Source organism: Jeotgalibacillus soli, from assembly GCF_000829435.1.
Lineage (GTDB): Bacteria > Bacillota > Bacilli > Bacillales > Jeotgalibacillaceae > Jeotgalibacillus > Jeotgalibacillus soli.
Genome location: NZ_JXRP01000019.1, coordinates 179149 through 196276, shown reverse-complemented (window position 1 = coordinate 196276; position 17128 = coordinate 179149). Strand labels below are relative to the sequence as shown.

The window sequence follows — 17128 nt, the reverse complement described above, 5'->3', positions numbered from 1 at the left end:
ACTATTACAATAAATATTCATAGATTTGAATTAAAATACATTTAAATTCGGGGGAATAAATATGAAAAAAACACTTTTATCAATTGGTTTAGCAAGTGTCATGATACTGGGAGCGTGCGGAGCGGCAGAAGAAGAAGCAACAAGCGGTGAAGGAACTGCTGGAGAAGAGACGCCTAAGCTAATCATGGGTACTTCAGCTGATTACAAACCGTTTGAATTTGTAGATACAGCGGTAAGCGATGATATAATCGGCTATGATATTGACTTAGCCAATTTAATTGCAGATGAGCTTGGCTTTGAATTTGAAATCCGTGATATGGAATTTAGCGGTCTTGTAACAGCATTAACAAATGACCAAGCTGATTTTGTTATCTCAGCAATGACACCAACCGAAGAGCGTCAACAAAATGTTGATTTTACGGATGTATATTACGTAGCACAAGATATGATTATCTCTCTTGATGACAGTGGAATTACAACACCTGAAGATCTTGAAGGAAAAAAAGTTGGGGTTCAGCTAGGGTCGATTCAACAAGAATATGTAGATGGTTTAGCTGAGGAAATGGATGTAGATGTTCAAACATTAAATCGTATTCCAGAACTGGTTCAAGATCTTATTAACGGACGCTTTGATGCTATTGTTATTGAAAATATTGTTGCAGAAGGTTATTTAGCTCAGAACGATGAGCTTACTGGAACGGTTATTGAGGCAGATGAGCAGAAAGCGGGTTCTGCAATCGCTCTTCAAAAAGGCAGTGAGTGGACAGATCAATTTAACGAAGTCCTGGCTGAACTTGAAGCTTCTGGTAAACTAGAAGAGCTAGAAGAAAAGTGGCTAACGGAAGAGTAAGATGATTAACAGATTATAATAATAAGGGGGTGCACCAATTGCTGGTTCCGGCCGTAATGGAGCACTCTCTCTTTTTGATTGAAGGAGGTAAGCCGATGAACTTTGAACAAATCGTTCCGTCCATGCCCTTTATTTTACAGGGGATTTGGGTTACATTACAAATTGTCATCATAGCAGGGATTCTTGGTTTTATTTTAGGCATTATTTTATCGCTATTTAAAATTGGGCGTATAAAAGTCCTCAGATGGATTGCAGACGCATATACATCTATTTTCCGCGGTACTCCACTTGTGCTGCAGCTTATGATCATTTATTTTGCGTCTCCACAGCTATTTGGTATCCAAATCGAGCCGTATACAGCAGCGATTTTAGCCTTTGGTTTAAATTCTGCTGCGTATATTTCAGAAATTATTCGTGCTGGGATCCTTGCAGTTGATAAGGGACAGCAAGAAGCTGCAATGGCGCTTGGTGTACCGTATAATAAGATGATGAAGGACGTTATTTTACCGCAGGCAATGAAAAATATCTTACCTGCTCTAATGAATGAGTTCATTACTTTGACGAAGGAATCTGCGATCGTAACCGTGATCGGGGTTACGGATATTATGAGACGTTCATACATCGTTGGTAGTGATACATTCTCATTCTTAGAGCCGCTTTTATTTGCAGGTCTTATTTATTATGTCATGGTCCTTGTTCTTACAGTGGCAGGTAAATGGGTTGAAGGGAGAATGAGACGAAGTGATTAAGGTAAATGGACTGTACAAGTCGTTTGGAAAGCTCGAAGTGTTAAAAAATATTGATGCTTCGATTGATGAAGGTGAAGTTGTGGTCGTTATTGGCCCATCTGGTTCAGGCAAATCAACATTCCTTCGCTGCCTGAATTTATTGGAGCAACCAACAAGCGGTATGATCCATATTGGACAAGAAGAAATTACGAATAAAAAATATAACCCTTTAAAGCTTCGATCGAATGTAGGGATGGTGTTTCAGCATTTTCATTTGTTTCCGCATATGACCACACTTGAAAATGTTACGTATGCGCCGATCAAAGTAAAAGGATTAAAAACGGCCGATGCTAAAAAGATCGGTATGGAACTATTAGAGAAAGTTGGACTTTCTGATAAAGCAGATCAATACCCAAACCGTTTATCCGGTGGACAGAAGCAGCGTGTCGCCATCGCGCGTGCTCTAGCAATGGAACCGTCCATTATGCTTTTTGACGAGCCTACCTCAGCACTTGATCCTGAAATGGTGAAGGAAGTGCTTGATGTAATGAAGTCCTTGGCAAAAACAGGTATGACCATGGTGATCGTGACACATGAAATGGGCTTTGCAAGAGAAGTAGCCGACCGTATTCTCTTTATGGATGGGGGAATGTTGATTGAAGAAGCGGATCCAGCCAGTTTTTTCACTGCACCATCCAGCAAGCGTGCACAGGACTTCTTGCAAAAAGTGTTATAACCATAGTATGCTTTTAGGAAAGGTGATCACTTGGTCATCTTTCCTTTTTTCTAATCAATCCAATTTGAAAGGACGGCCAACATGTTTCGAATTGGCTATCGTACCATTAAAACGGCGGTCGGTACCGCCATCGCCATTATAATTGCTGAGCTAATGGGGCTTGACCATTATGCATCAGCTGGAATTATCACCATTCTGTGTATACAAAATACAAAGAGAAAATCAGTAAGAGCTTCATGGAGTCGATTTATTGCCTGTGTGGTGGCAATGGGTTTTTCAGCTGTGTTTTTTGAAATTCTGGGCTATTATCCGATTGTCATCGGTTTAATGCTCTTATTCTTTATTCCGACTACGGTGATGCTAAATGTAAAAGAGGGAATTGTTACAAGCAGTGTGATCGTGTTACATATTTTTATGGAAAGAAATATTACCCTTGAACTGCTTTGGAATGAGCTGTTGCTCATTACGATTGGTGTAGGGGTAGCGCTGATCATGAACCTCTATATGCCAAGTGTTGAGTCAAAGCTGTTAAGCTATCAATGCCAGTTAGAGGATAATTTTCAGCGGATTTTTGTTCAGATGGCTTCTTATTTGCGAGAAGGCGAAGATCAGTGGGACGGTTCTGAAATTACAGAGACCGAAAAAATTATTAAAGAAGCAAAAACGATCGCTTTCAAGGATGTTGAAAACCACTTTGTTCGAAATGAAGACCGTTACTATTTATACTTTACGATGAGAGAAAAGCAGTTTGAGCTGATTGAACGAATGCTGCCTCTTGTGTCTTCGTTATCTTCATCAGTCGAGCAGCGGGGAATGATTGCTTCTTTTATCGAGGATTTGAGTGAACATATTCATCCTGGAAATACAGCGCTATTGTATTTAAAAAAGCTGTTTGATATGAAGCTGATGTTTGAGGAAATGGACATGCCAAAAACGAGAGAAGAATTTGAAACAAGAGCTGCGTTGTACCAGTTTGTCAGGGAGATGGAGCAATATTTATATCTGAAACAATCGTTCCGGGGACTGCCAGTAAAAGGAGAAAAAGCGACCAATTAAGCTGGTCGCTTTTTTCATTACATGAGCATGGCAAATCCGACAGCTAAACTGGATGCCAGCATAGCAAAAATCATTAAATAAACGATAAAAGTGCGGAACTTACGATTTCGCATTATACGTCTCTCCTTATTTCAAGAAATAGTACCTTTATAATATCGTCCCTAAGGTAAAATCGCAAGTAAGCTAGTAAATCTAGCAAATACAGAAATAAATCAGTACAATATAAGAGAAAAGCCAGAAAAGGGGATGGAAGAATGAAAAAGGTGGATCACATTGGCATTGCAGTTCAATCGATTGAGAAGGCACTGCCATTTTACACGAAAATGTTAGCGCTTACTCTCGTTAAAATAGAGCGTATAGAAGAGCAAGGTGTAGCCGTAGCGTTTATAGATGCTGGTAATGTCAAACTTGAACTGCTAGAGCCTCTTCATGATGCGTCTCCTATTGCTCGCTTTATTCAAAAAAGAGGACAAGGACTTCACCATGTTGCTTTGAAGGTAGAGGGGATCGAACAACGAATACTGGAATTGAAAAGCAAAGGAGTTCAGTTTGTCTCTGAACAACCGAAACTAGGAGCGGGAGGAGCAGAAGTCGCATTTTTGCATCCGTCCTCTGGTCATGGCGTATTATACGAGCTGTGTGATCATTCTACTGGAAAAGGGGTCAAAGAGAATGAGTAGTATGTTTGAAAAAACAAATGAATTATATGACCGAAGAAGAGAAATTGAGTTAGGCGGTGGGGATGAACGAATCGAAAAACAGCATGAAAAAGGGAAGCTGACAGCACGCGAGCGAATTGATCTGCTGATTGATACAGGTACATTTGTAGAATTGAATCCCTTTATTGAGCACCGCTCTGTCGATTTTGGAATGGAAGGGATGAAGGGACCTGGTGACGGGGTTGTGACTGGATATGGAAAGGTGAATGGAAGGCCAATCTATTTATTTTCTCAGGACTTCACGGTTTTCGGCGGTGCACTCGGTGAAATGCATGCAGAAAAAATTGCGAACGTAATGGACTTAGCTGCAAAAAATGGTGCTCCTTTTATTGGTTTAAATGATTCCGGAGGTGCGCGAATTCAAGAAGGAGTCGTATCATTGGATGGCTATGGCCACATTTTTTACCGCAACGCTATTTATTCCGGGGTCATCCCGCAAATTTCGGTCATTATGGGACCTTGTGCTGGAGGAGCTGTTTATTCCCCTGCCATAACTGATTTTGTTTTTATGGTGGATGGCACTAGTCAAATGTTTATTACAGGGCCTAAAGTCATTGAAACCGTTACAGGTGAAAAAATAAGCGCCGAGGATTTAGGCGGTTCTAAAATACATAATACGATAAGTGGCAATGCTCACTTTAGAGCAGCAGGCGAGAAGGAGATACTCGAACAGGTTCGCATGCTGCTAAGCTATTTGCCTGCTTCCAATGAGGAAAAGCCACCAAGAATTGAAGCAGACGAAACCTCGGATGATCGCCCGGATTTAGCCGAAGCGATTCCGTTTGATCCAGTCCGGCCATATGATGTCCGTGTTGTGATTGAGCAGATTGTAGATGAGGGATCATTTATGGAAGTGCAAAAAGAATTCGCACGTAATATTGTCATTGGTCTTGCCAGAATCAAAGGAGAAGTAGTAGGCCTTGTATGTAATCAGCCAAAGGTTATGGCAGGCGGGCTGGATATCGATTCTAGCGACAAGGCCTCACGCTTTATCCGTTTTTGTGACTCCTTTAATATTCCGATTATCACTTTTGAAGATGTTACAGGATTTTTTCCTGGTATTAAACAGGAGCATGGAGGTATTATTCGTCACGGGGCGAAGATTCTATATGCCTATTCTGAAGCAACTGTTCCAAAAATGACGGTGATCTTGCGTAAAGCATACGGTGGTGCCTATGTTGCGTTGAACAGTAAGTCTATTGGCGCTGACCTAGTATTTGCTTGGCCGAATGCCGAGATTGCGGTTATGGGGCCACAAGGCGCAGCGAATATTATCTTTGCAAAAGAAATCGCTCAAAGTGATGATCCAGAGGCAACTCGTGCTAAGAAGATTGAAGAATATCGTGAAAAATTCGCCAATCCTTTTGTTGCTGCAGCGAGAGGCATGGTCGATGATGTTATAGATCCAAGAGAAACAAGAATTAAACTGATTCAAGCCCTTGATATGATGAGAAATAAAAAAGAAGAGAGACCGAAAAAAAAGCATGGGAATATTCCTCTATAGGTTCCTTGTTTGAGGTTGCTATGCATTCACGCTATACTAATAAACGTGAATTCATAATTTGGAGGGTTTAATTATGGTAAATAAAGAGCGTTTACTAGATGAATTTCTTGAGCTGGTTCAAGTTGACTCTGAAACAAAGCATGAAGCAGCCATCTCTAAGGTGCTTATCAATAAATTCAATGAGCTTGGTGTACACGTGGAAGAGGATGACAGTATAGGCATCACCGGACATGGCGCCAATAATCTAATATGTACACTAGAAGGAACTAAACAAGATGTCGATCCGATTTATTTTACTTCACATATGGACACCGTTACACCAGGAAAGGGCATCAAACCGGTAGTGAAGGAGGACGGCTACGTTCACTCAGATGGTACAACAATATTAGGTGCGGATGACAAAGCTGGAATTGCAGCAATGCTTGAGCTGATTCATCAATTAAAGGAACAAAGCATTGAGCACGGTATGATTCAGTTCATTATTACAGCTGGTGAAGAATCAGGTCTTGTTGGTGCAAAGGCACTGGATCGATCCTATGTAAAAGCAAAATTTGGCTATGCAGTTGATAGTGACGGGAAGGTTGGCAATATTATTATTGCTGCACCTACGCAAGCTAAAGTTAAAGCAGTGATTCACGGAAAAACAGCACATGCAGGTGTCGCGCCGGAAAAAGGTGTTTCTGCCATTACCATTGCGTCAAAAGCAATCGCTGCTATGCCGCTTGGACGGATTGATGAAGAAACGACTGCTAACATTGGCCGTATCGAAGGCGGAAGTGCAACAAATATCGTATGTGACCGTGTAGATGTACTTTCTGAAGCTCGTTCTCTTGTACCGGAAAAAATGGAAGCACAAGTGGCAAAAATGAAGGCTGCTTTTGAAGAAGCCGCACAGGAGATGGGTGGAAAAGCCGACGTAGAAATACAAATCATGTATCCTGGCTTTAAATTTTCAGAGCGGGATGAGGTTGTGCAAATTGCGCAGAAAGCTGCAGCAGCGATCAATCGACCGTCTTCTTTATTAACCAGTGGCGGTGGCAGTGACGCCAACGTCATAGCGGGAATGGGTGTACCAACTGTAAACTTAGCAGTTGGATACGAAGAAATCCATACTAAAAATGAAAAAATGCCGGTTGAAGAATTGAACAAGCTCGCTGAAATGCTGTTGGCCATTGTAAAAGAAGTAGCGGGTCGTTAATGAATAAAAGCATCAACATGAGTTGGTTCTCTCCTCTTTATATGATACATTAGACGTATCATTTTTATTGAGAAGGGACGAAATTATTTGGAAAATAGTCAAAAAGTAGTTGTATTTGATAGTGGAAACGAAGAGTATGCCATTTCAATCGAAACAGTCCTATCCATTGAAAAAAACGATACGATTACTCCTATCCCTCATTTACCATCATTTATGCTGGGGATTATAAATGTTCGGGGTGAGCTTGTTCCTGTTTTAGATTTTGAGGAAATTCTATATCATCGTTCAAGTGAAGACTTTGAACAAGCCAAAATCTTAGTGTTGAAAACGAATCAGCTTTCATTAGCCATCCGTGTAAAGGATGCGAAGGAAATTATCGACATTGAACCGGAAAATTTGAAGCAGGTAGGCTTAGTAGCGTATTCTAATACGACGTATTTTACAGCCATTGCTCATCTGGAGGATCGATTAATAACGATGGTTGATCCCGCTATTCTTGTTAACAGTCTGGATGGAATGAAAGAAATCCAAGAATATATGAATGAAGTTAAAAAAGAACAGATTAGCATATAAGTATGAAAGCACCCATTTGTATGGGTGCTTTGTCTGTTTATCCTCATGAATTTTCCTGTACAATAAGGGATAAGGAGGGGCAAATTTGGAAAATCGAAACGCGAGAGTGATCGCACATGTAGATATGAACAGCTTTTATGCATCTGTTGAAGCTGCTCACGATCCTTCGTTGAAAGGCAAAGCTGTAGCCATAGCCGGCAATCCTCAAGAGAGAAAGGGCATTGTTGTAACGTGCAGCTATGAAGCTAGGGCTTATGGTGTGAAAACAACGATGCCGCTATGGGAGGCAAAAAAGCTTTGTCCGCATTTGATTGTTCTCAGACCTAATTTTGACCGTTATCGTCAAGCATCAAAAGCCATGTTTGATATTTTACGTTCTTATACTTCACTCGTAGAACCAGTATCGATTGATGAAGGGTATATGGACGTGACCGACTATAAAGAATCTACACATCTTGAGTTAATTGAAATTATTCAAAATCAGATATTGCGTGAGCTTGATTTACCTTGCAGCATTGGCGTTGCTCCCAATAAATTTTTAGCCAAGATGGCTTCTGATATGAAAAAGCCTTTAGGCATCACGGTCCTTAGAAAAAGGGACATTGAAAGCGTAATGTGGCCCATGCCAGTTATCGGGATGCACGGGGTTGGAAAGAAAACGGCTGAGAAGTTAAAAACAATAGAAATTATGACAATCGGAGATCTTGCTGCGGCAGACGAGATTAGACTAAAGGCACTGCTTGGTATCAATGGTAAACGCCTGAAGGATCGGGCCAATGGCATTGATATACGCAAAGTTGATCCAGACAGTATTTATGATTTAAAAAGTGTAGGTCATTCTTCCACCCTTCCGCAGGATATTACAAATCAGTCTCAGCTCATTCAAATGATCAATGACCTGTCCGAAAAGGTAAGCAGACGATTAAAGGCGAAATCAATGCTTGGATATGGTGTATCGGTGATGATCCGCTTTAAGGATCGTAAAACGATCACGAGAAGCTGTACGGTGAAGATTCCAATTGATCGTTCTGAAGAAATATATGAAACGGCGAAAACTCTTTTTTTAGCAAATTGGGATGGTACACCGATACGATTATTAGGCGTTACAGTTCAAGACCTGGTAGATAAGCGGCAGGTTGTAAAACAGCTTGATTTATTTAATTATGAAGAAGAAATAAAACGTGAACCAATTGATAAAGTGCTTGATCAAATTGAAAAGAGGTATGGGTCCGGAAAGTTAAAGCGAGGAGTGAGCGGGAAAAATGAACAGATGAAGCCATCAGCCGAAACGAGCTTCAGCAAAGATTTTTTTCGTGACCATGAATGAGCAAGAATGAGCATTTTTTTCGCGTTTTGCCCATTTAATGATACAATAGGAATGTATAAATATAAGCTCATTGTGATGAGCAAGTGAATTTAGTGATGGAAAGGACGTTAGACAATGTCAAAACAGCAAATTGGGGTTGTAGGCCTCGCCGTTATGGGGAAAAACCTTGCATGGAATATCGAAAGCAGAGGATATACGGTATCTGTTTATAATCGTTCATCAGAAAAAGTGGACGACATGCTAAAGGAATCCGTGGGAAAACAAATTGTAGGTACATACAGCGTTGAGGAGTTTGTATCCTCTCTTGAATCCCCGCGTAAAATTATGCTGATGGTGCAAGCTGGTGCTGCAACAGATGCTACAATTAACAGCCTTCTGCCTTTACTTGATAAAGGAGATATTTTAATAGATGGCGGCAATACTTACTATAAAGATACGATCCGCCGTAATAAAGAGCTAAGCGAACACGGTATTCATTTCATCGGTACTGGCGTTTCAGGCGGAGAAGAAGGAGCGCTAACAGGTCCTTCCATTATGCCAGGAGGTCAAAAAGAAGCGTACGAGCTAGTTGCCCCGATTTTTGAAGCGATCTCTGCTAAAGTGAACGGTGATGCATGCAGTATTTATATCGGTCCAGATGGAGCGGGCCACTATGTAAAAATGGTGCACAATGGCATCGAGTATGCCGATATGCAGCTGATTGCTGAATCCTATTTCTTAATGAAAAATGTGTTGAACCTTTCTGCAGATGAATTGCATGAAGTATTTGCTGAATGGAATAAAGGAGAGCTTGATAGCTATTTGATTGAAATTACAGCTGATATTTTCAAAAAGAAAGATGCGGAAACTGGGAAACCGATGGTGGATGTAATCCTTGATAAAGCAGGGCAAAAAGGAACGGGAAAATGGACAAGCCAAAGTGCGCTTGACCTTGGAACACCACTTCCGATTATTACAGAATCAGTTTTTGCACGATTCATTTCTTCATTGAAAGAGGAGCGTGTGAAGGCAAGCAAAGTATTAAGCGGCCCAGCACCTGTTTTGCCCGAAGGAAGTAAAGAAGAGGTTATTGAAGCGATTCGTCGTGCGCTTTACATGTCTAAAATTGCTTCTTATGCACAAGGCTTTGCTCAAATGAGAGCTGCGTCAGAAGAATATGACTGGAATTTGCAGTACGGGGATATCGCCATGATTTTCCGCGGCGGTTGTATCATTCGAGCCCAGTTCCTGCAAAAGATTAAAGAAGCATATGATCGTGATCCAGGATTATTAAACCTAATGCTAGACGAATATTTTAAAGAAATTGTTGAATCCTACCAGGCTGCACTTCGTGAAGTCATTTCAATCGCAGTGAAAAATGGTGTACCGGTTCCTGGCTTCTCTACGGCACTTTCTTATTATGACAGCTATCGTACAGAAACGCTTCCGGCCAATCTTATTCAGGCTCAGCGTGATTACTTTGGCGCTCACACATATCAGCGCGTTGATAAAGATGGAACATTCCACACAGAGTGGTTAGAAGACTAATAAAGTACAAAAGAGCCTTGTCCAATTGTGGACAGGCTCTTTTTACTATGGGTGTAGGTGTAATGGCGATAGTTTAGAAGCCTTTACGTTTTAACTGTTAGCTTTGCCTATATAATAGGAATGTTTTACAACTCATGAATATCCTATTATTGGGTAAATGAAAAATAAAATATAGATGGGAAGAAATCCAAAAAGAATCCTATTTTATGATTCTTTATTACCGTCAATTTCTCCGATTGCCCACCACTGAAAACCTTCTTCTGCGAGAAGCTCATCACTTTTTTCAGGTCCCATAGTACCAGACTGGTAATTAGGGAAGGAAGATTCGCGAACAGCTTCCCAGTAATCTGAGATTTTGTCAACAAAGCTCCAGGATAGCTTGACCTCATCCCAATGCGTAAAGTTTGTGGCATCGCCTAGAATGCAATCGTATAACAGCTTTTCATAGGCTTCAGGTGTGTTGATTCCGTCGATACTGCTGGCAGAATAGCTAAGCTGAACCGGAGTTGTGTTTACACCTTGATTTGTTTTCTTAGCATTTAAATGCAACGTTATACCCTCATCAGGCTGTATATGGATCACGAGAAGGTTTGGATCAAGGGAATGTTCTTTATTGTAGTAAAGGTTCATTGGAATATCTTTAAACTGGACAACAATTTTTGTTGATTTAACACTCATACGTTTTCCAGTTCGGATATAGAATGGAACCCCTGCCCAGCGGAAATTATCGAACATTATTTTCCCTGAAACAAAGGTCTCGGTGTTCGAGTGATCATCAACATTATCACCGTCACGATAGCCATTTACTGCTTCACCATTAATTTCCCCTGCACCATACTGTCCGCGCACAAAATACTTGTCTACCTCTTCGCCTTCAATCGGGCGCATGGAACGAAATGCACGAACTTTCTCACTGCGGATCTCATCCGTACTAAGGTTGATTGGCGGCTCCATTGCTAGCAGCGCAACCATTTGAAGCATATGGTTTTGTACCATGTCACGAAGAGCACCGCTTTTTTCGTAATAGCGTCCACGCTCTTCAACACCTAGTGTTTCTGAAGAAGTAATTTGGATGTTCGAAATAAATCTGTTATTCCATAACGGTTCAAATAATGCATTAGCAAAGCGAATAACTTCGATATTTTGAACCATTTCTTTCCCTAGATAGTGGTCAATACGATAAATCTCATCTTCAGAAAATGATTCACGTATTTGTTCATTAAGCTTTGATGCAGAGCGCAAATCGTGACCAAATGGTTTTTCAATCACAAGACGCGTAAAACCATTTGTATCTGTCAAGCCGTCTAGTTTTAAATGATCTGTAATGGTCCCGAAAAATTCTGGAGCCATCGCAAGATAGAAGATTCGATTGCCCTCTAAATCGAATTTATGATCAAGCTCATTTGCCAGTTCTTTCAACTGTATGTATGAATTAGAATCTGACACATCGTGAGACTGATAGACACAGTGCTCGATAAACGATTCAACCTGTTCCTGAGAATGTCCGGATGCTTTTAATGAATCACGAACATGTTCTTTAAACTGATCGTTGGTCCACTCTCTGCGGCCCACACCTAATAATGCAAAACGGCGGGACAGGCTTCCTTTCAAAAATAGCTGATAAAGGGAAGGAAAGAGTTTACGTTTAGCAAGGTCTCCCGTTGCGCCAAATATCATGATCAATGTTGGGGGTGTGTTTTCTTGTTTCACGATTAAGACCTCACTTTTATGATATTTCAAGCTTTGGCAGGTTAGCAGAAAAATGCATAACCTGTCGATGCAATAGTTAAATTGTATAGTTGCATTGTATGTTATGCAACTCTTATGCAACAACCTTATTAAAAGAAAATTAAAAAATCGATAATTTAACCTAAAATCAAGTGGTTTTTATCATTTATTGTAAAAAAGGAGAAGCTTATGTTCAAAAAAGAAAAAGGTATTAGTATAATTATCCAAACTAGATGATAGTAGGGTTCATCACAATAAAGATCATTTTTTTTAGACGTATCCTTGTGTTGAACCCTTGGCAAGGATACGTTATGGTAAGATGGTGAACGGATGATTGGAGGTGCTGTATCGATGGAGATACAATTTTTAGGAACAGGTGCGGGTGTCCCGGCAAAACAGCGAAATGTGACATCTATCGCCTTAAAATTATTTAATAAACGAGGTTCTATTTGGCTATTTGATTGTGGAGAGGCAACTCAGCATCAAATTCTCCACACGTCAATTAAGCCAAGAAGAATTGAAAAAATTTTTATCACTCATCTTCATGGCGATCACCTGTATGGCTTGCCAGGGTTTTTAGGGAGCAGGTCATTTCAGGGGGGCACTGAACCGCTGATCGTCTATGGACCTAAAGGGACTGAAGAATTTGTCTCAGCTGCGCTATCCATTAGCGCCACTCATCTGAAATATCCGTTAAGTGTCGTGGAGATAGAGGACGGAATGGTTATTGATGAGGATGAATATCAGATAATAATAGGTCAGCTTGATCATGGAATTCCGTCATTTGGCTATCGCGTGATTGAAAAGGACCGTCCTGGTGAGCTGCAGGTAGAAAAACTTCGTGCAATCGGTGTTCCTCCTGGTCCATTGTATCAGCAGCTTAAAACTAAAGAGAAGGTGCTTTGGCAGGGAGAGGAACTGTCAGGAGAAGAATTTGTAGGTCCTGATAAAAAAGGGCTTGTTGTTACCATTTTAGGTGATACAAGAATGTGCAAATCAGCCTTATCACTGGCTAATAACGCAGACTTGCTGATTCATGAAGCAACCTTTGATGCAGCTAGCGAAGTAATGGCTTCTCAATATTTTCATTCCACAACTGCACAGGCAGCTACTGTCGCAAAAAATGCAAATGTTGGTGAACTTTGGCTTACTCATATTAGTTCAAGATATACATTGGAAGATGCAGAGCGGCTTGAGCGCGAGGCACAAGCATTATTTCCAAACAGCCATATGGCCCATGACCTGCTCGAATTGAGTGTGCATCATAAAAAAATCGAATAACGATAGGCTCTCTCAAAGTCGCATCATTTACTGACCATGAGAGAGCCTGAACTAATTTTTCTTATAGAGTAGCGTAGAGAATATGATACAATTATTAACATCGTATGATAGGCTTCCTTCTAATCCAATTGCTGCTGAAGACTTATCAGTTATCAAGGTGTATAGAGAGATATTAAACGTGCCCATAAAAATATTCGGCATGAATAGAAAATTAAACATGTCTTTATGATAAAAAATAGCATGCATATAATAGTAACTTAGTACTGCAGGAGGGGATAAAATGGGACAATGTGTGATCGATCATTCTCAGGAAGATGTTATTCAAAAGCTTAATAGCCAACAAGCATTTATACCGGAGCCTTTGTTCAAGGAATTGAAGAAGGAACTTGAGAGCAAGCATTCACAGCAAATACTAAATGAATTGTTTCATCTTTTTAAAAAATATGACCTGGTTTCTAAAGAAGAACAGAAAGAAAGAAACAGCCGACTCCAAGAGTATATAAGCGGATCAATGAGTAAAGATGGATTAAATAAGATTGAAAAGTAAAAAATCTGCCAGACATCATGAAACCAATCAATGATGTCTGGCAGATTTTTATTTAAATAAAGACGATAGTGTGAAATTTGTTATTCTTATTCGTTTGACAATGCTTCAAGCACCTTATCAATGGTCAGTCTGTTCGCAATATTTCCAGTAAGTGTCCAATGACCCGTATCTGGAATTACATAGACCTGATCATTTTGTGCAGCTGGAAGTCCCTGCCATACAGTACTATTATTGAGACGTTCAACACCTGGTTCACCTTCATTTGCCACTAGGAAAACGTGATCTGCATCAAGGTTTGCCAATGCTTCAAGGGAGATCGGGTTCCAAGCTGCAGGTTGTGCCGGACCAAGGTTTTTAACGAATTCTGGAACTGCGATTCCTAGGTCACTGTATAAAACGTTTGCAGCGTGACGATTTTCTTCAAATAGATAGAACTGGTCTGCAAATACCCAGATGACAGCTGCAGTTCCATCCCCAATAAGCTCATTCACTTGAGCGGAGGCTTCGACTGCATGTGTATCGTAATCTGCCAGCACGGTCGCAGCCTTTTCTTCATTACCGGTCAGGGTACCGATTATTTCAATTTGTTTCCGCCAGTCAGTTCCTTCTTCGTCTTTAAAGACATAGGTAGGGGCTATTGCCTCATACTCCTCAGATGCACCCTCTGCCATACCGGCTTGAGATTGGAAAATAAGGAGATCTGGATCAGCTTCGATGGTCATTTCAAGTGGAAGGTTCCACTCAATCGTTGGTATATCCGTCAGGTCTTCTTGTAAATAATTTAAAACAGTTGTTCCGATCGACCACTGTGCAGCAGGGGTAATATCCAATGATAGAAGACTATCTTCCATATAAGGAGCTATAATTCTCTCTGCATTCGTTGGGATTGTCACTTCTCCAGTAGCGTCTGTTACCGTTACTTCCTCCTGCGCGGGTGGTTCTTCAGTGTTAGTAGATTCTTCCGCTGTATCACTACAAGCTGCTAGAATCAACATGAATGAACATGCTACAATGACAAAAAGAAAACTTTTTTTGAAAGACTTCATAAATATTCCTCCATCGTGAATGATTTGCTAGTACAATGGTAATGATAATCATTTTCATTTGAAGTGTCAATGGTTGTTTTTTCGAAATTTTCATTTTTAATCGCATTTACTTACTAAAAATACTTAAAAGTGGCATAATGCTTAGTATGTAAATTGCTTCGGCTATCATACATATTGAACAGTAATAAAGCCTTGGGGGATTATGATAAATGTTAAGACCTAAAAAAAACTATATGGCTTCAAGAAACATAAAACGAAGAACGATTGTTATCACATTGGGTGGGTTGCTGCTGCTCGTGGCTGCTGCCATCTCATCTCTTCAGTACGGTTCAACAAACTATTCCATCCAAACAGTGATGGATGTCCTACTATCGAATGAAGAGAGTGGTCAGGCAAGTCAAATTATATTGGATATTCGTATGCCCAGAATGGTTGTTGCACTCTTAATTGGAGGCTACCTCGCTGTATCAGGTGCCATTATGCAAGGGCTTACGAGAAATGCGCTTGCAGAGCCTGGTCTGCTTGGGATTTCAAGCGGGGCAGCTTTTGTTCTGGTCATAGCATTAGCTATAGTTCCGGGTCTTTCTACTTTCGGGACGACAGCAGCTGCAATGCTTGGAGCCACGATAGCAATGGTACTAATTGTTTTGCTTGCTTCCTATGTGAAAGGAGGCGCATCACCAGTTAAATTAACACTTGCCGGTATGGCCATTGGCATGTTTTTGACTTCTTTAACAACCGCAATCAGTCTTTATTTTGACGTGACGAAGGACATGAGCTTTTGGTATGCGGGTTCATTATCCACTGCAACATGGGATGATGCCAGACTGCTGGTAATTTTTGGAGCCATTGCGATTCCTGTTTTAATTTATTTGCTGCACCCATTGACGCTGCTCAGATTCGGGGAGGATGTTGCAAGCAGTCTTGGTGTACGTATAAAGATTGTCCAGCTTCTCTCTATTATTACCATTCTTTTGTTAACAGGTTCTTCCGTATCAGTTGCTGGTGCGATCAGCTTTGTAGGATTGATTGTTCCCCATATTAGTAAAATGCTAGTTGGCGGCGATTTTAGATATATGATACCAGTTAGCACCGTTTTAGGGAGCTTATTGCTTGTATTAGCGGATGTGGGCTCCAAGTTAATGAACCCGCCTTTTGAAACACCTGTAGGCGTAGTAACAGCTCTTTTAGGTGTTCCATTTTTCCTTTACTTAATCCAACGAAAAGGCGGAAGCATGAAATGAACTTTTTTCGCAATCGATTTTTTGTAACAATTATAAGCTTGCTCTCTTTAATGATGGTTATTGCAGTAGTTAGCTTCAATCTTGGTACAGTTACACTTTCACCAAACGAGATTTTTCAAACAATAATGGGACAAGGGACAGAAAGATCTGAGTTAGTTCTTTTTAGAATTAGGCTTCCAGCTATTGTGCTTGCCATATTAGTAGGCATAGCAATGGCGCTTTCAGGTGTGGTTTTGCAGGCAATCACACGTAATGATCTTGCGGATCCTGGAATACTCGGAATTAACTCAGGCGCAGGACTTGCTGTTGTCATTTATATTTCATTTTTTGATGTTCTTAGTACTAATCTTCCGACCTTTGGAATCTTTTTGATGCCAATCATCGCTTTTTCTGGCGCGATGATCACGGCTGTTTTAATTCTCATGCTATCGTGGCGAGGAGACTTTCAATCCATGCGTCTTATTTTAGTTGGGATTGCCATCAATGCAGGTCTTAGTGCTGGGCTAATTTACTTTCAGCTAAGGCTTGAGCCGCAGGATTTTATGAGAACAACTGTATGGCTGTCAGGAGATCTTTGGGCGGCACAATGGCCGTATGTTTTAGCTGTACTGCCGTGGTTCGCCGTTCTTGTACCATTTGTTATGTTTAAAGCGAAACAACTAAATATATTAAATTTACATGATGACCTTGCTAGGGGCTTAGGTCTTAATGTGAATATGGAACGGCTTATTATGCTATTTGCGGGTGTGGCACTTGCAGGAATTGGGGTATCAGTAGGTGGAGGGATTGCTTTTCTTGGATTAATTGCACCACACTTAGCCCGAAGAATGGTCGGACCAGATCATCATTTTGTTTTACCAACAGCAGCACTTGTCGGTGCACTGATCCTGCTTTTGTCGGATACACTAGGCAAAAATCTTTTAGCTCAGATTGAAATACCTGCAGGCCTTATTGTTTCAATTATTAGCGTCCCCTATTTTATCTATTTGCTTCTGCGTGTAAAATAGGGCGTATTAAATGTTTATTCAGCTTACACGATGAATACAAGATCAATTTTAACCATT

At 40.6% G+C, this 17128-nt stretch carries 17 protein-coding genes; 14 read left to right on the top strand and 3 right to left on the bottom strand.

What is annotated here, in order from left to right:
- The first annotated feature begins 61 nt into the window (after positions 1 to 61).
- The 4 genes from KP78_RS15170 to KP78_RS15155 all read left to right on the top strand — a co-directional run bounded on the left by KP78_RS15170 (position 62) and on the right by KP78_RS15155 (position 3370).
- A complete protein-coding gene (locus KP78_RS15170; RefSeq protein ID WP_041090199.1) occupies positions 62 to 850 on the top strand; it encodes a transporter substrate-binding domain-containing protein in 789 nt (262 codons plus the stop codon).
- Between the two features lie 95 nt (positions 851 to 945).
- On the top strand, positions 946 to 1599 hold the full coding sequence (locus tag KP78_RS15165; protein ID WP_041090613.1) for an amino acid ABC transporter permease: 654 nt from the start codon (positions 946 to 948) through the stop codon (positions 1597 to 1599).
- Positions 1592 to 2314 (top strand): amino acid ABC transporter ATP-binding protein, encoded by a 723-nt coding sequence (locus KP78_RS15160; RefSeq protein WP_041090198.1) that lies wholly within the window; start codon positions 1592 to 1594, stop codon positions 2312 to 2314. The genes KP78_RS15165 and KP78_RS15160 overlap by 8 nt, the downstream gene beginning before the upstream one ends.
- A gap of 81 nt (positions 2315 to 2395) precedes the next feature.
- Entirely contained in the window at positions 2396 to 3370 is a 975-nt protein-coding gene (locus KP78_RS15155; protein ID WP_041090197.1) for an aromatic acid exporter family protein, read from the top strand.
- 17 nt (positions 3371 to 3387) lie between these two features.
- On the opposite strand, the gene prli42 is transcribed toward KP78_RS15155, so the two are convergent.
- The gene (gene prli42 / locus KP78_RS20150; protein WP_157841510.1) at positions 3388 to 3483 is read right to left on the bottom strand and encodes a stressosome-associated protein Prli42; all 96 of its coding nucleotides are present in this window, start codon (positions 3481 to 3483) and stop codon (positions 3388 to 3390) included.
- A gap of 141 nt (positions 3484 to 3624) precedes the next feature.
- Here prli42 and mce point away from each other — a divergent pair, with 141 nt between their 5' ends.
- The 6 genes from mce (at position 3625) to gndA (ending at position 10218) form a co-directional block, all read left to right on the top strand.
- Positions 3625 to 4050 carry a methylmalonyl-CoA epimerase gene (gene mce / locus KP78_RS15150; RefSeq protein WP_041090196.1) on the top strand — a complete coding sequence of 142 codons (426 nt, stop codon included), beginning with the start codon at positions 3625 to 3627 and terminating at the stop codon, positions 4048 to 4050.
- Complete coding sequence (locus KP78_RS15145; RefSeq protein ID WP_041090195.1) at positions 4043 to 5593, top strand: acyl-CoA carboxylase subunit beta; 1551 nt, start codon at positions 4043 to 4045, stop codon at positions 5591 to 5593. Before mce ends, KP78_RS15145 begins: the two co-directional genes overlap by 8 nt.
- 73 nt (positions 5594 to 5666) lie before the next feature.
- Entirely contained in the window at positions 5667 to 6791 is a 1125-nt protein-coding gene (locus tag KP78_RS15140) for a M20/M25/M40 family metallo-hydrolase (protein ID WP_041090194.1), read from the top strand.
- Positions 6792 to 6878: 87 nt separating this feature from the next.
- Entirely contained in the window at positions 6879 to 7364 is a 486-nt protein-coding gene (locus KP78_RS15135; RefSeq protein ID WP_041090193.1) for a chemotaxis protein CheW, read from the top strand.
- Between the two features lie 85 nt (positions 7365 to 7449).
- Positions 7450 to 8691, top strand: a complete 1242-nt coding sequence (locus KP78_RS15130) for a DNA polymerase IV (RefSeq protein WP_041090192.1) — start codon at positions 7450 to 7452, stop codon at positions 8689 to 8691.
- A gap of 114 nt (positions 8692 to 8805) precedes the next feature.
- On the top strand, positions 8806 to 10218 hold the full coding sequence (gndA, locus tag KP78_RS15125; protein ID WP_041090191.1) for an NADP-dependent phosphogluconate dehydrogenase: 1413 nt from the start codon (positions 8806 to 8808) through the stop codon (positions 10216 to 10218).
- 204 nt (positions 10219 to 10422) lie between these two features.
- On the opposite strand, the gene zwf is transcribed toward gndA, so the two are convergent.
- A complete protein-coding gene (gene zwf / locus KP78_RS15120; RefSeq protein WP_041090190.1) occupies positions 10423 to 11928 on the bottom strand; it encodes a glucose-6-phosphate dehydrogenase in 1506 nt (501 codons plus the stop codon).
- A gap of 369 nt (positions 11929 to 12297) precedes the next feature.
- On the opposite strand from zwf, the gene rnz reads away from it, so the two are divergent.
- A complete protein-coding gene (gene rnz / locus KP78_RS15115; protein ID WP_041090611.1) occupies positions 12298 to 13227 on the top strand; it encodes a ribonuclease Z in 930 nt (309 codons plus the stop codon).
- Between the two features lie 280 nt (positions 13228 to 13507).
- A complete protein-coding gene (locus tag KP78_RS15110) occupies positions 13508 to 13774 on the top strand; it encodes a hypothetical protein (protein ID WP_041090189.1) in 267 nt (88 codons plus the stop codon).
- A gap of 86 nt (positions 13775 to 13860) precedes the next feature.
- Here the strand turns inward: KP78_RS15110 and KP78_RS15105 are convergent, their stop codons facing one another.
- Positions 13861 to 14820 (bottom strand): ABC transporter substrate-binding protein, encoded by a 960-nt coding sequence (locus KP78_RS15105; RefSeq protein ID WP_041090188.1) that lies wholly within the window; start codon positions 14818 to 14820, stop codon positions 13861 to 13863.
- A gap of 209 nt (positions 14821 to 15029) precedes the next feature.
- On the opposite strand from KP78_RS15105, the gene KP78_RS15100 reads away from it, so the two are divergent.
- Both KP78_RS15100 and KP78_RS15095 read left to right on the top strand, forming a co-directional pair.
- Positions 15030 to 16064 carry a FecCD family ABC transporter permease gene (locus tag KP78_RS15100; protein WP_041090187.1) on the top strand — a complete coding sequence of 345 codons (1035 nt, stop codon included), beginning with the start codon at positions 15030 to 15032 and terminating at the stop codon, positions 16062 to 16064.
- Positions 16061 to 17071 carry a FecCD family ABC transporter permease gene (locus KP78_RS15095; RefSeq protein WP_041090186.1) on the top strand — a complete coding sequence of 337 codons (1011 nt, stop codon included), beginning with the start codon at positions 16061 to 16063 and terminating at the stop codon, positions 17069 to 17071. The genes KP78_RS15100 and KP78_RS15095 overlap by 4 nt, the downstream gene beginning before the upstream one ends.
- Positions 17072 to 17128: the final 57 nt, after the last annotated feature.